Source organism: Arthrobacter sp. AG1021 (genome assembly GCF_003633665.1).
Lineage (GTDB): Bacteria > Actinomycetota > Actinomycetes > Actinomycetales > Micrococcaceae > Glutamicibacter > Glutamicibacter soli.
The window spans coordinates 702,860-720,993 of the sequence record NZ_RBLB01000006.1; the positions used below are offsets into that span (position 1 = coordinate 702,860).

The following is an 18,134-nucleotide window of genomic DNA, read 5'->3' on the forward strand; positions in this document are numbered from 1 at the left end:
GGCCCCCGGGTGTGCGTGTCAACGGCCAAGGGGACCGGGCGGCAATACATGCACCGGTTCGCCCCAGGACTCGCCCGTCCCCGGATGATCCGGCGGCGAACGTGCTGCCCCTACTATCGCGCGGAGAAATTACTGCGGTGTTACCCCGGCATTACCGCTGCGGCACCCCGTTGGCCACGGCGATCGTTCCATGCCCGAAACGGAGGGCGGATCGCAGCTTGGAGCAGAGCGAGGAGCACCCGAGAGCGGGATACGGCGTCTTTGCGGGGGTGTGGTTGCTCTATGGCCGGGTGGAGAGTCTGGGCGGTAGCAACCTTGGCCCTGGTTCACGCAGGTACCCGGTACTTGCCGCCGCCCAAGCAACATCTGCCCCCCCGAATCAATCAGGCTCAACTCGTCGAAAAGCGGCATCGGCGAATACCTGGTCCCGTTCCAGCAAGGTCTCGATCGCGCGAGCCTGCTGGACGGAGCAGGAGGAAGCCTCCGGCCGTGTCACCCCTTGCTGCAGCTGCCCCTCGCAGTGATGATCGACGATGTGCCCGGAACCCGGCGGGCCACGATCCTGAGGTTCGCATCAACCTTGGCCGCAGGGCAGAACGAAGTGATTACCGGCCGCCATCTATTGGCCAAGCACCCAATCGACGCGGACTGGGCACCGTCGAACAAGATGGTCTACGGATGGAATTCTTGGTGGCCTCACCGATCACGTGGAATAACTCCTGCTGCGGTGAGCCGATCGTGCAGGTACACCATGTTGGCAGGCTACTTGGGCTGCCCTGTTTGCGGAGCGACACGGTGGCAATCTGGCCTGCGCTGTTTGAAGCGCTGGAAGGATCCATGTCGATGGGCACCGGCCGCGGCTCATTCTGCGCGGAAATCTCTCTTGCGGGGAACCTGTACGCCGCGGGTTTTCGCTGGGCGGGGTACCGGATCGCATCGGGTCGCCGGTTCTCATGCCCGCCGTGCTTGATGGGGCAAAGCGCTACTTCGACTGGGCCGATGCCATGGCGCGCCGCCCCATCCCGAGACCCCGAGCGCATCGAGGCGATTAACCGATTGCTGGATTCTTTCAGCCAATCGCCAGCAGCGCGCAAAGAGTCGGGACCCAGGGCGTAGCCTAGATGTATGAGTCTTGCACAGCCCATCAAACGAGTTGTCGCCCCCTTCGAGGTCATCAGCGAATACGAGCCTGCTGGCGACCAGCCGCAGGCCATCGCGGAGCTGACGCAGCGGATCCAGGCCGGTGAGAAGGACATCGTGCTGCTCGGCGCGACCGGTACCGGCAAATCCGCGACCACCGCCTGGCTGGTCGAGCAGGTGCAGCGCCCCACCCTGGTACTGGTGCAGAACAAGACCCTGGCCGCCCAGTTGGCCAACGAGTTCCGCGAGCTGATGCCGAACAACGCGGTCGAGTACTTCGTGTCCTACTACGACTACTACCAGCCCGAGGCCTACGTGCCGCAGACCGATACCTTCATTGAGAAGGACTCCTCGATCAACGAGGAGGTCGAAAGGCTGCGCCACTCGGCCACCAACTCGCTGCTGACCCGCCGCGACACCATCGTGGTCGCTACGGTCTCCTGCATCTACGGCCTGGGCACCCCGGAGGAGTATGTCGCCGGGATGGTGACGGTGCGCCAAGGCGAGGAGCTGAACCGCGACGCGATGCTGCGCCAGTTCGTGGCCATGCAGTACACCCGCAACGACATGGACTTCCACCGCGGCACCTTCCGGGTGCGCGGGGACACCGTGGAGATCATCCCGATGTACGAGGAGCAGGCGGTGCGCATCGAGTTCTTCGGCGACGAGGTGGAAGCGATCTACACGCTGCATCCGGTCACCGGCGAGGTGATCCGCGAGGAAACCGAGATGTACATCTTCCCGGCCAGCCATTACGTGGCGGGAGCCGAGCGCATGCACAAGGCGATCAAGTCCATCGAGGACGAGCTGGCAACGCGGCTGAAGGAACTGGAGTCGCAGAACAAGCTCGTCGAGGCCCAGCGGCTGCGCATGCGCACCACCTACGACCTGGAAATGATGGAGCAGATGGGCTTCTGCAATGGCATCGAGAACTATTCGCGGCACATCGACGGTCGTGCGCCGGGTTCCGCCCCGCACTGCCTGCTGGATTACTTCCCAGACGACTTCCTGCTGGTCATCGACGAATCCCACGTGACCGTACCGCAGATCGGAGCCATGTACGAGGGCGACATGTCGCGCAAGCGCACGCTGGTGGAGCACGGGTTCCGCCTGCCCAGCGCGATGGACAACCGTCCGCTGAAATGGGATGAGTTCCTGGAGCGCATCGGGCAGACGGTGTACCTGTCGGCTACCCCGGGAAAGTACGAGCTGGGCAAGTCCGACGGCTTCGTGGAGCAGATCATCCGCCCTACCGGCTTGATCGACCCGGAAATCATCGTCAAGCCGACCAAGGGCCAGATCGACGACCTGCTGGACGAGATCCGCACCCGCGTGGATCGCGACGAACGCGTGCTGGTCACCACCCTGACCAAGCGCATGGCGGAAGACCTGACCGACTACCTGACCGAGCACCAGGTGCGCGTGCAGTACCTGCACTCGGACGTGGACACGATCCGGCGCGTGGAGTTGCTGCGCGAACTGCGCATGGGCTCCTTCGATGTGCTGGTGGGAATCAACCTGCTGCGCGAGGGCCTTGACCTGCCCGAGGTGTCGCTTGTGGCGATCCTGGATGCCGACAAGCAAGGCTTCCTGCGCTCGGCGACTTCGCTGATCCAGACCATCGGCCGCGCAGCCCGCAACGTGTCCGGCCAGGTGGTCATGTACGCGGACAAGATCACCGACGCCATGAGCCAGGCGATCGAGGAGACCAACCGCCGCCGGCAGATCCAGCGGGCGCACAACGAGAAGCACGGCATCGACCCGATGCCGCTGCGCAAGAAGATCGCGGACATCACCGACCAGCTGGCCAGGGAGGACGCCGACACCCAGGAGCTGCTGAACAACAACCGGTTGGCCAAGGGCGCCAAGCGCACCTCGGCGTCGTCGACAGTGCGCAAGGACGGCCTGGCCGCCGCGCCGGCCGAAGACCTGCTGGGCCAGATCGAAGAGATGACCGGACAGATGCACGCGGCGGCGGCCGAGCTGCAGTTCGAGCTGGCGGCCCGGCTGCGTGACGAGGTGGCGGAGCTGAAGAAGGAGCTGCGGCAGATGAAGGCCGCCGGCCACGCCTGAGCGGCACTGCCTTCGGGAAAACGTCAACCCCGTCCGGACAAAAATCCCCGCCGGGACGGGGTTTCGCGCGCCCGGATGTCTGACTTGGCGTAGGACGCCCCACCCGGGGCTGTGATTTCGCTGTGGGATACAATGGTTGATTGGACGTAGGGGAGTATCCCAAATGCTGTGAACGTCAGCACGCGAATCAACGGCGATTCGCCGGGCGCAGCAGCCGAATTTCGCACCGCCGGATCGCGGTGCGGCCGGCGGAGAGACTTGCGAATATCAGCCATACCCTGCAATGAAAGGTCGCTCTTCCGTGGGCATTTCCGGGTTAACACTTCAATTTGAAACCATCGCACTGATCGTGCTGTGCGCGGTGCTCGTCGCCGATCTACTTTATGTGACCAAGCGTCCGCACATTCCTTCCATGAAGGAAGCTGGCATCTTCGTCGTCATCTACATCGGCCTGGCGCTGGCCTTCGGCGGCGTGCTCTGGTGGCAGGCAGGCCCGCAGCTCGGCCAGGAATTCTACGCCGGCTGGGTTACCGAATACGCACTGTCCGTGGACAACCTGTTCGTGTTCATCATCATCATGGCCCGCTTCTCGGTACCGCGAAAGTACCAGCAGGAAGTGCTGATGTTCGGCATCATCATCGCGCTGATCCTGCGCGCGATCTTCATCGTGGCCGGCGCAGCCATCATCGAGCAGTGGTCGTGGGTCTTCTACATCTTCGGAGCCTTCTTGCTGTGGACCGCATGGAACCAGCTGAAGGACGAGGGCGACGAAGACGAGGAAAGCGGCCTGGTCAAGAAGCTGACCAGCAAGCTGCCGATCTCCGACAGCTTCGACGGAAACAGGCTGCGCACCGTGGTCGACGGCAAGAAGCTGTTCACCCCGATGGTGATGGTGTTCATCACCATCGGCATGACCGACCTGCTGTTCGCCTTCGACTCGATCCCCGCGATCTTCGGGCTGACCCAGTCGGCGTTCATCGTGTTCACCGCGAACATCTTCGCCCTGATGGGCCTGCGCCAGCTGTACTTCCTGCTCGGCGGCCTGATGAACCGACTGGTGTTCCTGAAGCACGCACTGAGCTTCATCCTTGCGTTCATTGGCGTCAAGCTGGTCTTCCACGCCCTGTATGAGAACCAGGTGCCATTCATCAACGGCGGCGAGCCGCTGCACCAGTTCGCCTGGCTGGACATTCCGGTGGGCATCTCCCTGCTGGTGATCCTCGGCGCGATTGTCGTCGCCACCGTGCTGTCGCTGTGGACCCCGATGGGCCGCCGAGCCGCCGAAAAAGCCGAGGAAGCCGAGGCGATTTCCGCGGCAGCCAAGGCCGCGGCCGAGGCCAACGACGGCAAGTAGCAACGTCAGGCGAACTGCCCGCCGCCTGCCCGACCAGGGCCGGTCAGGCGGGCTTTTCGCTGTCCGGAATCCACCATTGACGCATTCTGCTAGGGTACACATCATGAGCACCACACCGTCCGCCGTCACCGAAACCGCCGCAGGAATTGCGGTGGCCTCCGGCACCCTCTCCCGACTGCTGGGGCATGCCGCCGGGCAGGGGCGATCCGTCACCGCCTGGCGCGTGCTCTCCGGGCTGGACCGGGACGGGGCGCAGCGCGTGGGGGATCTTGCGCTCCAGCAGCGCGTCGCGCAGCCGACCATGACCGGACTGGTCATCAGGCTGGAACAGGACGGCCTGGTCGCCCGCCGTCCCGATCCCCACGACGGCCGCGCCAGCCTGGTCGAATTGACCGGGCAGGGCAGGAACGAGGTCGAAGCCTACCGGTTGCGCGCCTACACGGCGCTGGCCGGCGGCATCCAGACGCTGCCCGAAGCCGACCAGCAGATCCTGGGCACCGCCGCGCCGTTGCTGCAGAAGCTGTGCGATGAACTGGCCGCCCAGCTGGACGGCTGAACGGCCTGAACGCGCCAGCCAGGCCTAGGACCCGGAAAGGCCCTTCGCGGCGGCTTCCGGGTCCTCGCCATTTGTCATGGCCAGCAGTCGGCGGAAGATCGCCGGACCCTCGTCGCCCAGCCCGTCGTGGTGGAAGTCCTCGGTCACCCAGGCCTGCAGGCCCTTGACTCGCGAGGCGGTTTCCAGCGACAGTTCGCGGTCCACGTAGACGTCGTCGTGGTAGACCGCCGCGGCCACCGGCACGGTGTTCTCGGCCAGCACACCCAGGTCGTAGAGCGGGCCGAAGTGCTCGTGCTCGGCCAGGATCCGGGCCACGTCCTCCAGCGGGCGCAGGGCCGGGTCCTCGGCGAAGTGCCAGCGGAAGATCATCTCCCCGGTCAGCAACGGGGTTTTCGCATGCGAGGTGAACTGCGGGAACTCCGGCAGCACCGCCTCGGCCGCGAAGTTCGTCGCCGAGCCCTGGGCGTAGATGCTCTCGTGCATCAGCGCATACAGCGGGTTGGCGGCGAAGGATGACTGCGCGTAGAGCGCCTCCAGGAAGGTGTCCGACAGGCGCGGGCCGCCGGGGGTGTCGATGAACGCTTCCTCGAACACATGGTGCAGCAGGTGCACCCGGCTGTTGCCACCTAGGTACATGCCCAGCATCTGCACCAGCGGCACGGTGACGCGCTGCCCGTTGGGCAGCACCTCGTCGCCGCCGTGGCGCACGTGCTCGTAGATCCGGCCCAGGACCTCGAAGTCCTGCGGATACCAGGAGAAGTACTCGGTATTGCGTTCGGCCATGCGCTGGTAGGTCGCCCGGTAGACATCCCGCGGATCGGCATCCAGGGAGGCCAGGCCGCCGGTGACCAGGCAGCGTTCGAGGGACTGCGGGAACAGCGACAGGTAGGTGAGCGTGCAGAACCCGCCGTAGCTCTGGCCCAGGGTGCTCCACATGTCGATGCCCAGGTGCTCGCGCAGCGCCTCGGCATCGCGCACGATCGAGTCCGCGCGGAAGTGCTCCAGGTAGCGGGCCTGGGCGGCGAAGTCGCCGCGCAGCGGCAGGGACTTCCGGGTGGCAGGGGTGGACAACCCGGTGCCGCGCTGGTCCAGCAGCAGCACGCGGAAGTGCTTGACCGCCTCGGCCAGCCAACCGGACAGGGATCCGGGACGCGGGGACTTCCCGCCCGGTCCGCCCTGCAGGAACAGCAGCCAGGGCAGGGTCGCATCGGTGCTGATCTCGCGGGCGAACACGCTGATCTTCTCGCCGGCCGGGCGCGCGTAGTCCAGCGGGACCTCGATGCGGTGCTCGGTGACGTCCATGCCGCGGTAGTGGTTCATCGTGCTGCTCCTTTGGTGCCCAGGGCGGTCAATGCGTCGCCGTCCAGGCGGCGGGTGGTCCAGCCGTCCATGGAGGACGAACCGATCGAATCGTAGAACTTGATGGCCGGCTCGTTCCAGTCCAGCACCGCCCATTCCAGGCGCTTGTAGCCGCGCTCGACGCAGATCTGCGCAAGCGTTTGCAGCAGCGCGGTGCCGGTGCCCGATCCGCGCCGGGCGGAGCGCACATACAGGTCTTCCAGGTGGATGCCGTGGCGGCCCTCCCAGGTGGAGTAGGTCAGGAACCAGATCGCCACGCCGATCACGGTGCCGGACTCGTCCTCGGCCACGTGGGCGAAGACCTTGGGGTCCGCGCCGAAAAGGTGGCTCTGCAGGTCCTGCACGGTGTTGCGCACCGCGTCCGGCTCCTTCTCGTACACTGCAAGTTCGTGGATCAGCTCCAGAATCTGCGGGCAGTCAGCCGGTGTTGCTTCGCGCACATTACTCATGTGCTCAAGCTTACCGCCGCCGCGCCGCCAATTCGTCGGTGACCAGTCTTAAGGTTGAATCCATGATGGGTGGACACCACGCCATGAGCGGCGCTGCCGCATGGCTAGCAATTACGACTCCGGTGAGCATTGGCTCCGTAGACCTCGGCTTCGGCGCGCTGCAGATGGACCGGTGGGAAACGCTGGCTGGGGCGATCGTGTGCGCGGGCGCCGCGCTGCTGCCCGACGCGGACCACCACGGCGCCACTATCGCCAGGTCGCTGCCGCCCATTTCAAGCATCTTCACCCGCATCATTGGCAAGGTCTCCGGCGGACACCGCAATGGCACCCATTCCATCCTAGGCATGGCGTTTTTCATCCTGCTGGCCTGGCTGGCCAACGGCTGGGCGGTGCAGACCGCAGCGCTGGGCATCGTGTATCCGGCCGCCGCGCTGTTCGCGGTGTTGCTGATCTCCTTCGCCGTGAAGTCGGTGAAGTTCATGCCCCCGGCCCTGTGCTGGGTCATCGCGCTGGCGGCCGGGGCGTTTGTCGGCATGAATACGCCCGAGGAGAACCAGTGGTTCCTGCTGGCGGTCGCCGTCGGCGTGGCGGCGCACGTGCTGGGGGACATGCTCACGATCGGTGGCTGCAACCTGATCTGGCCGATCAAGATCCGCTCCCCGCGCTGGTTCCGGCGCCTGCCGGTCATCGGCTCGGTGTGGAAGGCCAACGGGCGGGTTGCCGTGCCGGTTCTGGCCGCAACCGGGTCCGCCGCCGAATGGACTCTGGCCTCGCTGCTCACCGTGTACGTGGGGGTCGCACTGATCGTCGCATGACCGCGCCGGGAGGACCGGGGACGCGGCAGATCCTGGTAATGCTCGTGTAACGGGCGCCGGCGGATACTTGGCCTACCCGGGTGCTGGCGCATCGCCCCGGCCGACCGGGCCTCGTGGGCCTGCCCAGACCAAGCTTGGCAGGCTTCTTGTTTCCCGCCGGTGACCCGCTGTTCGGGGCTGCCGGCGGCCCGTACCGATTCTCTTTCCGCAGAACCACGGGCAGCAATCGAGGGATCAGCTATGGCGAACGCCGACGCGCATCCGCAATTCACCGCCAACATGGCCCAGCGCCGTTTCCCTATCGCCGTATCGGACCTCACTGCCTGGCAGGACGAGGCGCGCTACCTCGCCCAGTTGCCGCCCACCGCGGCAAACCCCGATGGGACGCAGCAGACAGCTGACGAGCTGGACCAGGCCATCAAGCACCATCTGGACGCGGCGCAGGCACGGCTGACCAGACCGCGGTTCAAGATGATGCTGGGCACCACGCTGATCGGCAGCGTCATGGCCCACGTGCACGCCGCCGAATCGCTGATGCTGCGCCGCGGCGACATCGACTACCTGATGGGCAAGCTGCCCAAGATCCAGTCCGACGTGCGCAACCACCTGAGGCTCAAGGACCCTCAGCGTATCGGCTTCGAACAACTCATGCGGGATCTGGACAAGCTTGGCGCCAACGCGCCGGCCAAACGCGAAGTGATCGCCTCCGGCCACGTGCGCGAGGAGATCATCAACGCCGGCACCGCGGCGAACATGGCGTACCGGCGCGAGTACGCGCGCATGCTCAGCTTCCACCGCGGGCTGACTGCGTGGACCGTGATCCTGCTGGTCCTGGCCGCCGGCCTGGCCTTCTGGGGCGCGGTGCGCCCGACCGACCTGGCGATCTGCTTCACCCCGCAGGGCCAGGGCACCGTGGTCTGCCCGACCCGAGAAAGCCCCTATGCCGCGGGACAGTCGGCGGCGCCGGCCGGCAGCGCGGACAACACCGAGAACTCCGCCCAGGTGTCCTCCGGCGAGCAGCGGCGCGACGAGGTCATCGCCGGCACCGTGCGGCCCACCGATATCGCCCTGCTGCTCTTCGTCGGCATGGCCGGGGCCGCGGTGTCGGCCGCCGGGTCCTTCCGCAGCGTCGGCGGCACAGCGACCCCGTTCAACCTGGCCATCGCCATGGCCCTGCTGAAGCTGCCGCTCGGGGCGCTGATCGCGGTGTTCGGGCTGTTGCTGATCCGCGGCGGATTCTTCCCTGGTCTTTCCGACCTGGACAGCGCCCCGCAGATCCTTGCCTGGGCGGTGATTTTCGGCGCCGCCCAGCAGCTGTTCACCGTGATGGTCGACCAGCAGGCCAAGCGCGTGCAGGACCAGGTCGGCGAGGTGGTGGAAGCGCCGAACGAATGAGCGGCGTCGGGGAAAGGACAAGGACATGCCATTGGCGAACGGGTACGGGGTGCTGATCGGGACCCTGCACGACTACTACCGGGACCCGCCGGATGACTTCGGGCGCTACTACCACGGCAACTTGGTGATCCACGCGCCGGCCGGCAACTACAAGTGCGCCATCGACGTGGATCCGAAGAACATGCCCGACGGCGTGCAGTGGCGCACCGTGCGGCTGCGCGCGCTGGACTTCGCGGCGCTGTCTTCCCTAGCCGACGGCTGGCACCCGCTGGCCTCCGATCCGTCCTCCGGGGCGCTGGACTACATCCGCGCCGCGGTGCTGCACCCGCCGGTCATCGTCCACCTGCTGCGCTTTTCAAGCTGCCTGAACCGGCTGCTGGCCTGGCTGCGCTGGAACCCGCCGTGGAAGAGCGGCACAGGGTTCCATGCGCTGACCGAGCTGGAAAGCGTGATTGATGCGGGCACCCGGTTCTTCGTGTTCGGCGAGCCGTTCTCCAGCGGGCTGGGAGTGCACAACGTGCACCAGAACCAGGGCGACCCGGTGGGCGGCGGGCACGATGCGGAGAACTGGATCTGGCAGGATGGCGGCACCATCGTGCTCAAGCCAGACGGGAGTCTGCTGGGATTCCTGAACAAGTTCCAGACCCAGTCGTTCAAGACCGATCAGACGGGCCGTCCGGCCTAGGTGTACAGCCCAGGGCGCAAGGGCGCCCCGGACCGTCCGGGATCCGACGGTCCGGGGCGCGATGCCGCGCGCGGCTACCAGTACATGATGCTTGACTTGCCGCTGCCGCCTGCCCAGTACAGGCGCAGCCGCACCACGTAGCGGCGCCCGGCCAGCAGGCGGGTCTTCAGCTGGGCGTTCAGCCCGGTGCCGCTGTCGTCGTCGCCGCCCAGGTAGCGCAGCGAGCCGTTATCGTCCTCGAAGAGCACCAGCACCATGTCGGATTGGCCGAACGTGGCGATCGTGTAGTCCTGCGAGGCGTCCGGGACGATGGTGAAGTCCGCCTGCTGCCCGGCGGACAGCTGCAGCACCTTGGATTCAAAGGCTTTCAGCTCGGTGACGGCGGCGGTGGTGGCCGGGTAGAACTTCTTGGCCCACTCCTTGTCCTGGTCCGAGAGCCCTCCGGCAGGTTCCAGGCCGCCGGAATACTGGGCGGGCTGCACGATCAGGCCTGCGGGGAACCAGTACTCCATGACAGAGTTCGGATCCCACGGGGAGCCGTCCACCTCCTGCGCGCTGAACTTGTGCAGCACGTTCTGCTCGGTCTGCGCCCGCGTCCAGAAGTTCGGGGACCCGGTGAAGAACTTGTAGACCGCGTCCTCGTCCCACACGATGCCGGAGAACGGGTTCTGGTGCTCGTGCGGCAGGCCCAGGCTGTGCCCGATCTCATGCAAGGCGGTGGTGTGCCCGTAGTCGTCGGTCAGGTCCCAGCCGAAATTCATGGTGGTTTCGGTGGCGGGTATGCCCAGCAGGTCGCGTCCCACATAGGACCAGGATCCGTCAGCCTGGTCGAAGGCGATGCGGATTTCAGAGGATCCGCGGTCGGTGGTCTCGGTGAACTTCAGGCCCAGCGGCAGGGCCTTCCACTCGGCGAAGGCCTGGCGCACGGCTTCGCGCTGCGCTTCGGGCCCGTCGATGAAGAAGTAGTGCAGCTCGGTCTCATTGACCCAGACCTTGGACAGCACCCGTATGAGGCGCATCCGCAGGTCCGGCAGACCGGCCGGAAGCTCGCGTTGGACGATCGGCTTGGTCAGGCACAGCGGCCGGTTTTCATTGCTCATATCCTGCTCCCTGGGTTCAGGTTTCCTGGAGTTTCGAGGGTGCGCGCCGCACCGGGTGCGGTGCGGCGCGCGGTCTGCCTAGCTGACGTAGACGAGCGGAACGCCGAGGTAGTTGGCGTTGCCGTCGGCGAAGTTCAGCTGGGCGTTGGAGCCTCCGCCGCGCGCGTAGACGTAGAGCGCGACGGACAGCAGCAGGTAGGCCTGGTCGGCACCGAGCAGGTCCGAATAGTACATCGTGCGCCAGCCGTCGAAGCGGTCGTTGACGTTGATGTTGTCATCCCCGGTCGACAGCACGTTCACGCTGCCGGCCGGCTTGTAGTTGTACTGGTAGCCGCGGGCGGTCATCGAGATGTTGACCTTCGCCTCCTTGGAGTCGAACCATCCGTCGTCCGCCCGCACGATGTAGAAGCCGTTGAACGGGACGTAGATGGTCTGGGCATAGTTGCGGTTCTCCGGGGCGCGGAAGGTGAACCACCAGTCCATGTACAGGGTGAACGAGCCGGCGCCGGTGCCGAAGAGCCCCGAGCCGGCGCCGCTGGCCCAGCAGGACGCGTCGATGTTGCCGGGGTTGTAGCCCTGCCAGGCGATGGCCCCGTTGGAACCGTGTAGCGTGCCGTAGTACGGGGTCAGCCAGCCCACCGCCGCCGCGGAAGGCCCGTTGCCCATGACCGCGGAGAGCGCCGTAGATTCGCGCGGCGCCTGCTCGGCCAGCGTTGCCGCGCAGGACTTCATGTCCTTCGCCGCTGCTTCCTCTGCGGAGGAATCGCTGCCCAGGTACGAGGCCAGGGATTCCGGCAGCGAGTCCTGCAGCGCGGCCAGGCTGCGCTGCCCGCGCGTCTCGACGTCGGCCAGCCGGTCGGCCTGCGCCTTCTGCAGGGCGACGACCTCTTCGCGCCGGGCCGCTAGCAGCCGGTCGAAGACCAGATCGGTCCCCTCATTGATATCCGCCATGATTTTTCCCCCTCATGCTGAGGCCAACGCCCGTGCCGTAGCCGGTGGATACCGGGTCGGCCGCCCGGGTTCGGGCGCGTCGGCCGCGTGGAGGCTCCAGCGTAGCCGGAGCGTCGTTACCCGGTTATTACCCCGGCGTTACGCGCCGGGATCATCCGGTGGACACCCGGTAGGCGACGCTGTTCAAGGTGGCCGGGTCCTCGTCGAAGGTGCCATGCGCGGAGGCCAGGCAGCGCCGGCCCGGGGCGCCGACTTGGGTCTTGGACCAGGTCGCGTCCGCCGCGGCGGTGCCCAGGAAGCCGGTCAGGTCCGCATCCGCGGCGACCGAGCGTTCCAGGCCGAGCAGGCCGACGCCGCGTTCGGCTTCCAGCGCGGAGCTGATCAGGCAGAGCAGCGAGCGCGGGTAAAGCCACAGCACGCTGTCGTCTTCTTCCAGCTGCCGGTGCAGGCCGAACAGGTGCAGCTGTTCGATGCCCTGCGGCGAGCCGACGAGCGGGCGCAGCAGCCGGTTGAAGTCGGCGATGGAAAGGGCCGCTGCCAGCAGGTTCAGCGAACTGACGCCGGTGCCCGAGCCGTGCTGCAGGTACAGCGGCAGGAAGCGTGAGTGGAAGATCGCGCCGGCCGAATGCCCTGCCGCGTGCACCTGGACGGCGCCGGGATTCCGGGCGGTGAATTCGGCTAGCCGCTGCGCCACGTAGGCGGCGCCTCCGTCCGCGGCCACGGCCTGGTCCGCGCCGACCTTCATTTGCGCCCAGACCTTCTGGCCCAGCGGGCGCACTGCCCGTTCCACCCCGGCGCTCCACAGGTCCTCGACGAGGTTGCGGGCCCGGCCCTGTTCCTGCAGCTCGCGGGCGCCGCTGCGCGGCAGCAGCGAGCACAGGGCGTCGAGCAGCCCGGTCTCCCAGATGAAGAAGATAGGGTAGATGCCGTGTTCCAGCCAGTGCGGCAGCAGGCGGGAAGCGCCGATGATGCCGCGCGCCTCGCTGACCAGCCCGCCGTGCGCCCAGAAGAGCAGCCGCAGCGGACCCTCGTGCTGCTCCATGTAGCGGGGCAGGTGCTCGGCGAAGATCGCGTCCACGTCCTCGGCGCTGGTGACCAGGGCGCCGTCGTCGGAGAACTGCCCGTTGGAGAGGTTGACCAGGTGCGGGCGCAGGGCCTCCAGGTCCAAGGTGGGCGGCAGCGAATGCAGCGTCGCCGGTTCGGCCGGCTGCAGGCTCAGCAATGTCATGGGGTGCTCCTTTGCGGTGCCGCGAACGCGGTGTTGGGACAAAGGATGGGCGCTGTAGCGTTACCGGAGCATTACCCGTCGGCTTTTTTGGCCGGGGGATTCTCGCCCCGGTACACCATGGCCAGGCCTGCGGCGAGCAGGGCGAACTGCACGATGGTGACCACCGCGCCGTCGGCGGAGAACAGCACCGACCAGCCGCTGAGCAGCAGCACCAGGGTCGGCAGGAGGATCAATGCGCCGCACAGGCGCAGCCGCGGACCGTTCATGGCCAAATCCTACGACACGGCCCGCGGCAAGGCCAGAGCTGCTGGCGCTGCCGCGGGCCGTAGAAAGCACGCAGGTGCGGGGCAGTGGGAGGGACTCAGGAGTCCAGGCGTCCCACGGCGGTGACCGTGACCACCGGCTCGCCCACCGCGTCGGAGTCGTCCAGCGAGATGGTGGCGTTGATGCCCCAGTCGTGGTTTTCCTCCGGGTCGGCGAAGATCTGCCGGACCTCCCAGATCCGGCCGGGCTTCTCGGTGACGATGAACAGCTTGGAGCTGCGCCCGGTCGGGCCGTCGTCGATGTCCTCGTGCTCGTCGAAGTAGTCGTCCATGGCGTCGGCCCAGGTGTCCGCGTCGAAGCCGTTGTGCTCGTCCAGCTCGCCCAGCGCCTTGTCCTGCTCGTCGGCGAAGAGCTTGACGCGGCGGAACATCTCGTTGCGGACCATCACGCGGAAGGCGCGCACGTTGCTGGTGAGCTTTTCCGGGGCCGGCGGAGTGATCTCCTCGGACTCGTCGTGCAGCTCGCCGCGGGAGAGTTCCTCCCACTCGTCCAGCAGCGAGGAGTCGATCTGGCGGATCATTTCGCCCAGCCACTCGATCAAGTCTTCCAGGTCCTCGCGCAGCGCGTCCTGCGGCACACTCTGGCGCAGCGCCTTGTAGGCGTCGGTCAGGTAGCGCAGCAGCACGCCCTCGGAGCGGGCCAGCTGGTAGTACTGCACGAAGTCGGAGAAGCCCATGGCGCGTTCGTACATATCGCGCACCACGGACTTGGGCTGCAGCTCGAAGTCGGCTAGCCACGGGGCGCCGGCACGGTACTGCTCGAACGCCGCCTCCAGCTTCTCGGCCAGCGGCATCGGGTAGGTGACCTCTTCCAGCGCGGTCATGCGCGCGTCGTAGTCCATCCCCTCGGCCTTCATCGCGGCGATCGCCTCGCCGCGCGCCTTCTTCTCCTGCCCGGAGAGCACCTGGCGCGGCTTTTCCAAGGTGGCCTCGATGGTGGAGACCACATCCAGCGCGTAGCTGGCAGAGTCGGGGTCAAGCAGCTCCAGGGCCGCCAGCGCGAACGGGGACAGCGGCTGGTTCAGCGCGAAGTTCTGCTGCAGGTGCACGGTCAGCTCATAGTAGTTGCCGTACTCATCGGGCTGCTCGCGGCGCACCACCACGCCTGTGGCGATCAGCTCACGCAGGATGCCGATGGCGCGCAGCTTCAGCTTGCGCTGCGCGGAGGGGGTCTCGTGGTTCTCGGTGAGCAGGCGCACGGCGGCCTCGAAGGCGTTGTCCTGGCGCTCCAGGAGGTTCAGCAGCATCGAGTGCGAGACCTGGAAGGAGGACTTCAGCGTCTCGGGGGCGGCGTCCACGATCTTCTCGAAGGTCTTCTCGCCCCAGGTCACGAAGCCCTGCGGCGGCTTCTTCTTGGGGATCTGCTTGAGCTTGGTCGAGCCCTCGCCGTGCTTCTTCAGGGCCTTTTCCATGGCCTTATGGTTCTCGATCGCGTGCTCCGGGGCCTGCACCAGCACGGTGCCGGCGGTATCGAAGCCTGCGCGTCCGGCGCGTCCCGCGATCTGGTGGAATTCGCGGGCGTTCAGGATGCGGGTGCGGGTGCCGTCGAACTTCGACAGCGCGGTGATCACCACGGTGCGGATCGGCACGTTGATGCCCACACCAAGGGTGTCGGTGCCGCAGATGACCTTCAGCAGCCCTGCCTGCGCCAGCTGCTCGACCAGGCGGCGGTACTTGGGCAGCATGCCTGCGTGGTGCACGCCGATGCCGTGGCGGACCAGGCGGTTCAGCGTCTTGCCGAAGCCCGCGGCGAAGCGGAACCCGGCTATCAGCTCCGCGATGCGGTCCTTTTCCTCGCGGGTGGCCACGTTGATGCTCATCAGCCCGGTGGCGCGGTCGATCGCGTCCAGCTGGGAGAAGTGCACGATGTAGATCGGCACCTGGCGGGTCTTGATCAGCTCCTCCACGGCTTCCTGCACCGGGTCCATGGAGTAGTAGAAGTGCAGCGGAATCGGACGCTGGGTGTGCGCGACGGTGACGGTGGTCTTGCCGGTGCGCTCCTCAAGCTCCTTCTCGAAGCGGGACACGTCGCCCAGGGTCGCGCTCATCAGCAGGAACTGCGCCTGCGGCAGCTCGATCAGCGGCACCTGCCAGGCCCAGCCGCGCTGCGGGTCGGCGTAGAAGTGGAATTCGTCCATGATCACGCAGCCCACGTCGGCCCGCGAGCCTTCGCGCAACGCGATGTTCGCCAGGATCTCCGCGGTGCAGCAGATGATCGGGGCATCCGCATTCACCGACGAGTCGCCGGTGACCATGCCGACGTTCTCCGCGCCGAAGATCTTGCACAAATCGAAGAACTTCTCCGAGACCAGCGCCTTGATCGGCGCGGTGTAGAAGCTGATCTGGTCGCGGGCCATGGCGTAGAAGTGCGCGGCGATCGCGACCATCGACTTCCCGGAGCCGGTCGGCGTGGCCAGGATGACATTGCTGCCGCCGGCCAGGGCCATCGACGCTTCGTCCTGGGCCGGGTACAACTCGATGCCGCGGGTGGACACCCAGCGGCCGAAGGCCTCGTAGATTTCGTCGTCGGATACGTTTTTCGCGTCTGCAGGCAGGTAATCGGTGAGCAACATGATGCTCCAAGCCTATCCTTTGCGAACTGTGACCACGGGCTAGGCGATGACGCGCCGCGCGAATATGCTCTGGAATATGAAGTGGGACCCGACAAAGTACACCGAATTCGCCGACTACCGCGGCCGCCCCTACAAGGACCTGCTCGGCCAGCTGGGCGAGCTGGACCCAGCGAAGGTTGTCGACCTGGGCTGCGGGCCGGGAAACATGACCCGGCTGCTGGCCCAGCGCTGGCCGCAGGCGCAGGTCACGGGCCTGGACTCCTCGCCGGAAATGATCCAGCGCGCCTCTGGCAGCGAGCACGAGCCGAATCTGGGATTCGCGCTGGCCGACGCCATGCACTGGCATCCGGACCCGGACACTGACCTGTTGTTCTCCAACGCCATGCTGCAGTGGCTGCCCGGGCACTGCGAGCTGCTCAGGGTGTGGCTCGATGAGCTGAAACCCGGAGCCTATGTGGCCATCCAGGTGCCGGGGAACTTCGGCTCCCCGTCCCATGCGGTGATGCGCCAGGTCGCCGACAGCGCCGCCTGGGCGGACAAGCTGGCCGGGGTGCTGCGCCACGACGACGTGGTGGGGGAACCTGACGAGTACCAGCGCATCTTGCTGCAGGCTGGGTTCCAGGCGAACGTCTGGGAGACCACCTACCAGCAGGTGATGATCGCCGAGGACCCGATCCTCGACTGGGTGCGGGGCACCGCGCTGCTGCCGATCAAGGCCGCGCTGAGCGCCGAGGACTACCAGCGCTTCGAGGATGACTACCGGGTGCAGATCTCGGCACACTATCCCTCGTTCGCCGGACCTGACGGAACGAAAGTCACGAACTTCCCGTTCCGCCGCATCTTCATGATCGGCCGCAAGCTCGGCTGACGACGCGCGTCCTGCCACCCGGCAGGCCACCGGCTCTGGCGCGACCGGGCCAAGCGGAGCATACTGTGTGCATGGACGCGTACGATGCCTTTCTTGCGGCACCGGAGCACAGCCTGAATCTGGCCCGGCTGCAAGCCGACTTCAATCGAGAGTTCGATTCGCCGTGTCCGCCGGTTGAGGTGCTCGCGCGGCGTCTGGAGTCCATGCTGGCCAGCGCGCAGTGTTTCGCCGTCGCCGCCCAAAATGGGCACGGCCTCGTGGGGCACGCGCTGCTCACCCTGCGGCCCACCATCTATTTCGACGGGCCGCTGGCGGTGCTCGACGAACTCTACGTGCAACCCGCCCTACGCGGCCGGGGCATCGGGTCAGCCCTGGTCAGCTGCCTGCTCCAGGAACTGAAGCGGCGCGGCAGCCTGGAGCTGCATATCAACGTGGACGAGGACGACACCGGAACGCGGCGCTTTTATGAGCGCCACGGCTTCGCCAATCGCGAGCCGGGCAGCGAGTGGCGCATGCTGCTGTACTACCAGGAGCTGCCGCCAGCCGGATAACCTGCGGCAGCCGCCTCAGGGTTCCTACCAGCCGCGTTCGCGCCATTCATCCAGGTGCGGACGCTCGGTGCCCAGATCCGTGGTACCGCCATGGCCGGGGAGGACCTTGGTCTCGTCGGGGAAGCGGTCGAAGATGCGTTCGGTGACGTCGGCGATCAGCGAGCTGAAGCGCTGCGGATCCTTCCAGGTGTTGCCCACCCCGCCCGGGAACAGGCTGTCGCCGCTGAGGATCACCGGCTGGCCCGAGGAATCCACCAGCGCGTAGGCGATGGATCCCGGGGTGTGGCCGCGCAGGTGGATCGCCTCGATGACCACGTCGCCCAGCTGGATCTTCTCTCCATGGGAGAGCGGATGGCTGATCTTCACACCCGACTCGTCGGCGATGCCCTGCCTGTCGTCGGCCCCCGCATAGGTGGTGACCGGGTACTTCTCGACCGCCGCGGCCAGCGCGCGCACATGGTCCCAATGCTGGTGGGTTGTCGCGATGGCAACGATCTCGGTGTCCGGTCCGTCCTCGGACGCGGCGGAGATCAACTCTTCAATGGCGGGGAAATCATCGGCCGCATCAACCAGCAGCTGCTTGCCGCTGGCCCTCTCGGTGATCAGGTACACGTTGTTGCTCATCTCGGATACGGAGATCCAGCGGATGCTTACATCGTCCAGAAGAAGTTCATTCATGTCCCCAGACTACGGGGAAACCAGGTGCGTACACGA

16 protein-coding genes are annotated in these 18,134 nt (G+C 66.5%); 8 read left to right on the forward strand and 8 right to left on the reverse strand.

Annotated features, from left to right (window positions below; genetic code table 11):
• The first annotated feature begins 1,125 nt into the window (after positions 1–1,125).
• The 3 genes from uvrB to DFO58_RS03500 all read left to right on the forward strand — a co-directional run bounded on the left by uvrB (position 1,126) and on the right by DFO58_RS03500 (position 5,123).
• Positions 1,126–3,213, forward strand: a complete 2,088-nt coding sequence (gene uvrB, locus DFO58_RS03490; protein WP_047119372.1) for an excinuclease ABC subunit UvrB — start codon at positions 1,126–1,128, stop codon at positions 3,211–3,213.
• Positions 3,214–3,496: 283 nt separating this feature from the next.
• Positions 3,497–4,567, forward strand: a complete 1,071-nt coding sequence (locus tag DFO58_RS03495; protein ID WP_053798314.1) for a TerC/Alx family metal homeostasis membrane protein — start codon at positions 3,497–3,499, stop codon at positions 4,565–4,567.
• 103 nt (positions 4,568–4,670) lie between these two features.
• Entirely contained in the window at positions 4,671–5,123 is a 453-nt protein-coding gene (locus tag DFO58_RS03500; protein WP_053798313.1) for a MarR family transcriptional regulator, read from the forward strand.
• Between the two features lie 24 nt (positions 5,124–5,147).
• Here the strand turns inward: DFO58_RS03500 and DFO58_RS03505 are convergent, their stop codons facing one another.
• Complete coding sequence (locus DFO58_RS03505) at positions 5,148–6,443, reverse strand: alpha/beta fold hydrolase (RefSeq protein WP_053798312.1); 1,296 nt, start codon at positions 6,441–6,443, stop codon at positions 5,148–5,150.
• The gene (locus DFO58_RS03510; protein ID WP_047119368.1) at positions 6,440–6,931 is read right to left on the reverse strand and encodes a GNAT family N-acetyltransferase; all 492 of its coding nucleotides are present in this window, start codon (positions 6,929–6,931) and stop codon (positions 6,440–6,442) included. The genes DFO58_RS03505 and DFO58_RS03510 overlap by 4 nt, the downstream gene beginning before the upstream one ends.
• A 38-nt stretch (positions 6,932–6,969) precedes the next feature.
• On the opposite strand from DFO58_RS03510, the gene DFO58_RS03515 reads away from it, so the two are divergent.
• The 3 genes from DFO58_RS03515 to DFO58_RS03525 all read left to right on the forward strand — a co-directional run bounded on the left by DFO58_RS03515 (position 6,970) and on the right by DFO58_RS03525 (position 9,826).
• Positions 6,970–7,746: a metal-dependent hydrolase gene (locus DFO58_RS03515; protein WP_231735939.1), complete on the forward strand. Its 777-nt coding sequence runs from the start codon at positions 6,970–6,972 to the stop codon at positions 7,744–7,746.
• A 240-nt stretch (positions 7,747–7,986) separates the two neighbouring features.
• Entirely contained in the window at positions 7,987–9,141 is a 1,155-nt protein-coding gene (locus tag DFO58_RS03520; RefSeq protein WP_120989287.1) for a hypothetical protein, read from the forward strand.
• A 25-nt stretch (positions 9,142–9,166) separates the two neighbouring features.
• Positions 9,167–9,826, forward strand: a complete 660-nt coding sequence (locus DFO58_RS03525; protein WP_120989288.1) for a DUF2278 family protein — start codon at positions 9,167–9,169, stop codon at positions 9,824–9,826.
• Between the two features lie 74 nt (positions 9,827–9,900).
• Here DFO58_RS03525 and DFO58_RS03530 read toward each other — a convergent pair whose 3' ends face one another.
• The 5 genes from DFO58_RS03530 to DFO58_RS03550 all read right to left on the reverse strand — a co-directional run bounded on the left by DFO58_RS03530 (position 9,901) and on the right by DFO58_RS03550 (position 16,001).
• Positions 9,901–10,926 (reverse strand): M12 family metallopeptidase, encoded by a 1,026-nt coding sequence (locus DFO58_RS03530; protein ID WP_047119365.1) that lies wholly within the window; start codon positions 10,924–10,926, stop codon positions 9,901–9,903.
• 78 nt (positions 10,927–11,004) lie between these two features.
• Positions 11,005–11,877 carry a hypothetical protein gene (locus DFO58_RS03535; protein ID WP_047119364.1) on the reverse strand — a complete coding sequence of 291 codons (873 nt, stop codon included), beginning with the start codon at positions 11,875–11,877 and terminating at the stop codon, positions 11,005–11,007.
• Positions 11,878–12,028: 151 nt separating this feature from the next.
• Positions 12,029–13,105, reverse strand: a complete 1,077-nt coding sequence (locus tag DFO58_RS03540; protein WP_047119363.1) for a hypothetical protein — start codon at positions 13,103–13,105, stop codon at positions 12,029–12,031.
• A gap of 71 nt (positions 13,106–13,176) precedes the next feature.
• On the reverse strand, positions 13,177–13,371 hold the full coding sequence (locus DFO58_RS03545; RefSeq protein ID WP_120989289.1) for a hypothetical protein: 195 nt from the start codon (positions 13,369–13,371) through the stop codon (positions 13,177–13,179).
• Positions 13,372–13,466: 95 nt separating this feature from the next.
• Positions 13,467–16,001: a DEAD/DEAH box helicase gene (locus DFO58_RS03550; RefSeq protein WP_120989290.1), complete on the reverse strand. Its 2,535-nt coding sequence runs from the start codon at positions 15,999–16,001 to the stop codon at positions 13,467–13,469.
• A 76-nt stretch (positions 16,002–16,077) separates the two neighbouring features.
• Here DFO58_RS03550 and DFO58_RS03555 point away from each other — a divergent pair, with 76 nt between their 5' ends.
• Together DFO58_RS03555 and DFO58_RS03560 are read left to right on the forward strand one after the other, a co-directional pair.
• Complete coding sequence (locus tag DFO58_RS03555; protein WP_120989291.1) at positions 16,078–16,869, forward strand: trans-aconitate 2-methyltransferase; 792 nt, start codon at positions 16,078–16,080, stop codon at positions 16,867–16,869.
• Positions 16,870–16,940: 71 nt separating this feature from the next.
• Positions 16,941–17,420 carry a GNAT family N-acetyltransferase gene (locus DFO58_RS03560; protein ID WP_120989292.1) on the forward strand — a complete coding sequence of 160 codons (480 nt, stop codon included), beginning with the start codon at positions 16,941–16,943 and terminating at the stop codon, positions 17,418–17,420.
• Between the two features lie 24 nt (positions 17,421–17,444).
• Here the strand turns inward: DFO58_RS03560 and DFO58_RS03565 are convergent, their stop codons facing one another.
• Complete coding sequence (locus DFO58_RS03565) at positions 17,445–18,098, reverse strand: MBL fold metallo-hydrolase (protein ID WP_047119358.1); 654 nt, start codon at positions 18,096–18,098, stop codon at positions 17,445–17,447.
• Positions 18,099–18,134: the final 36 nt, after the last annotated feature.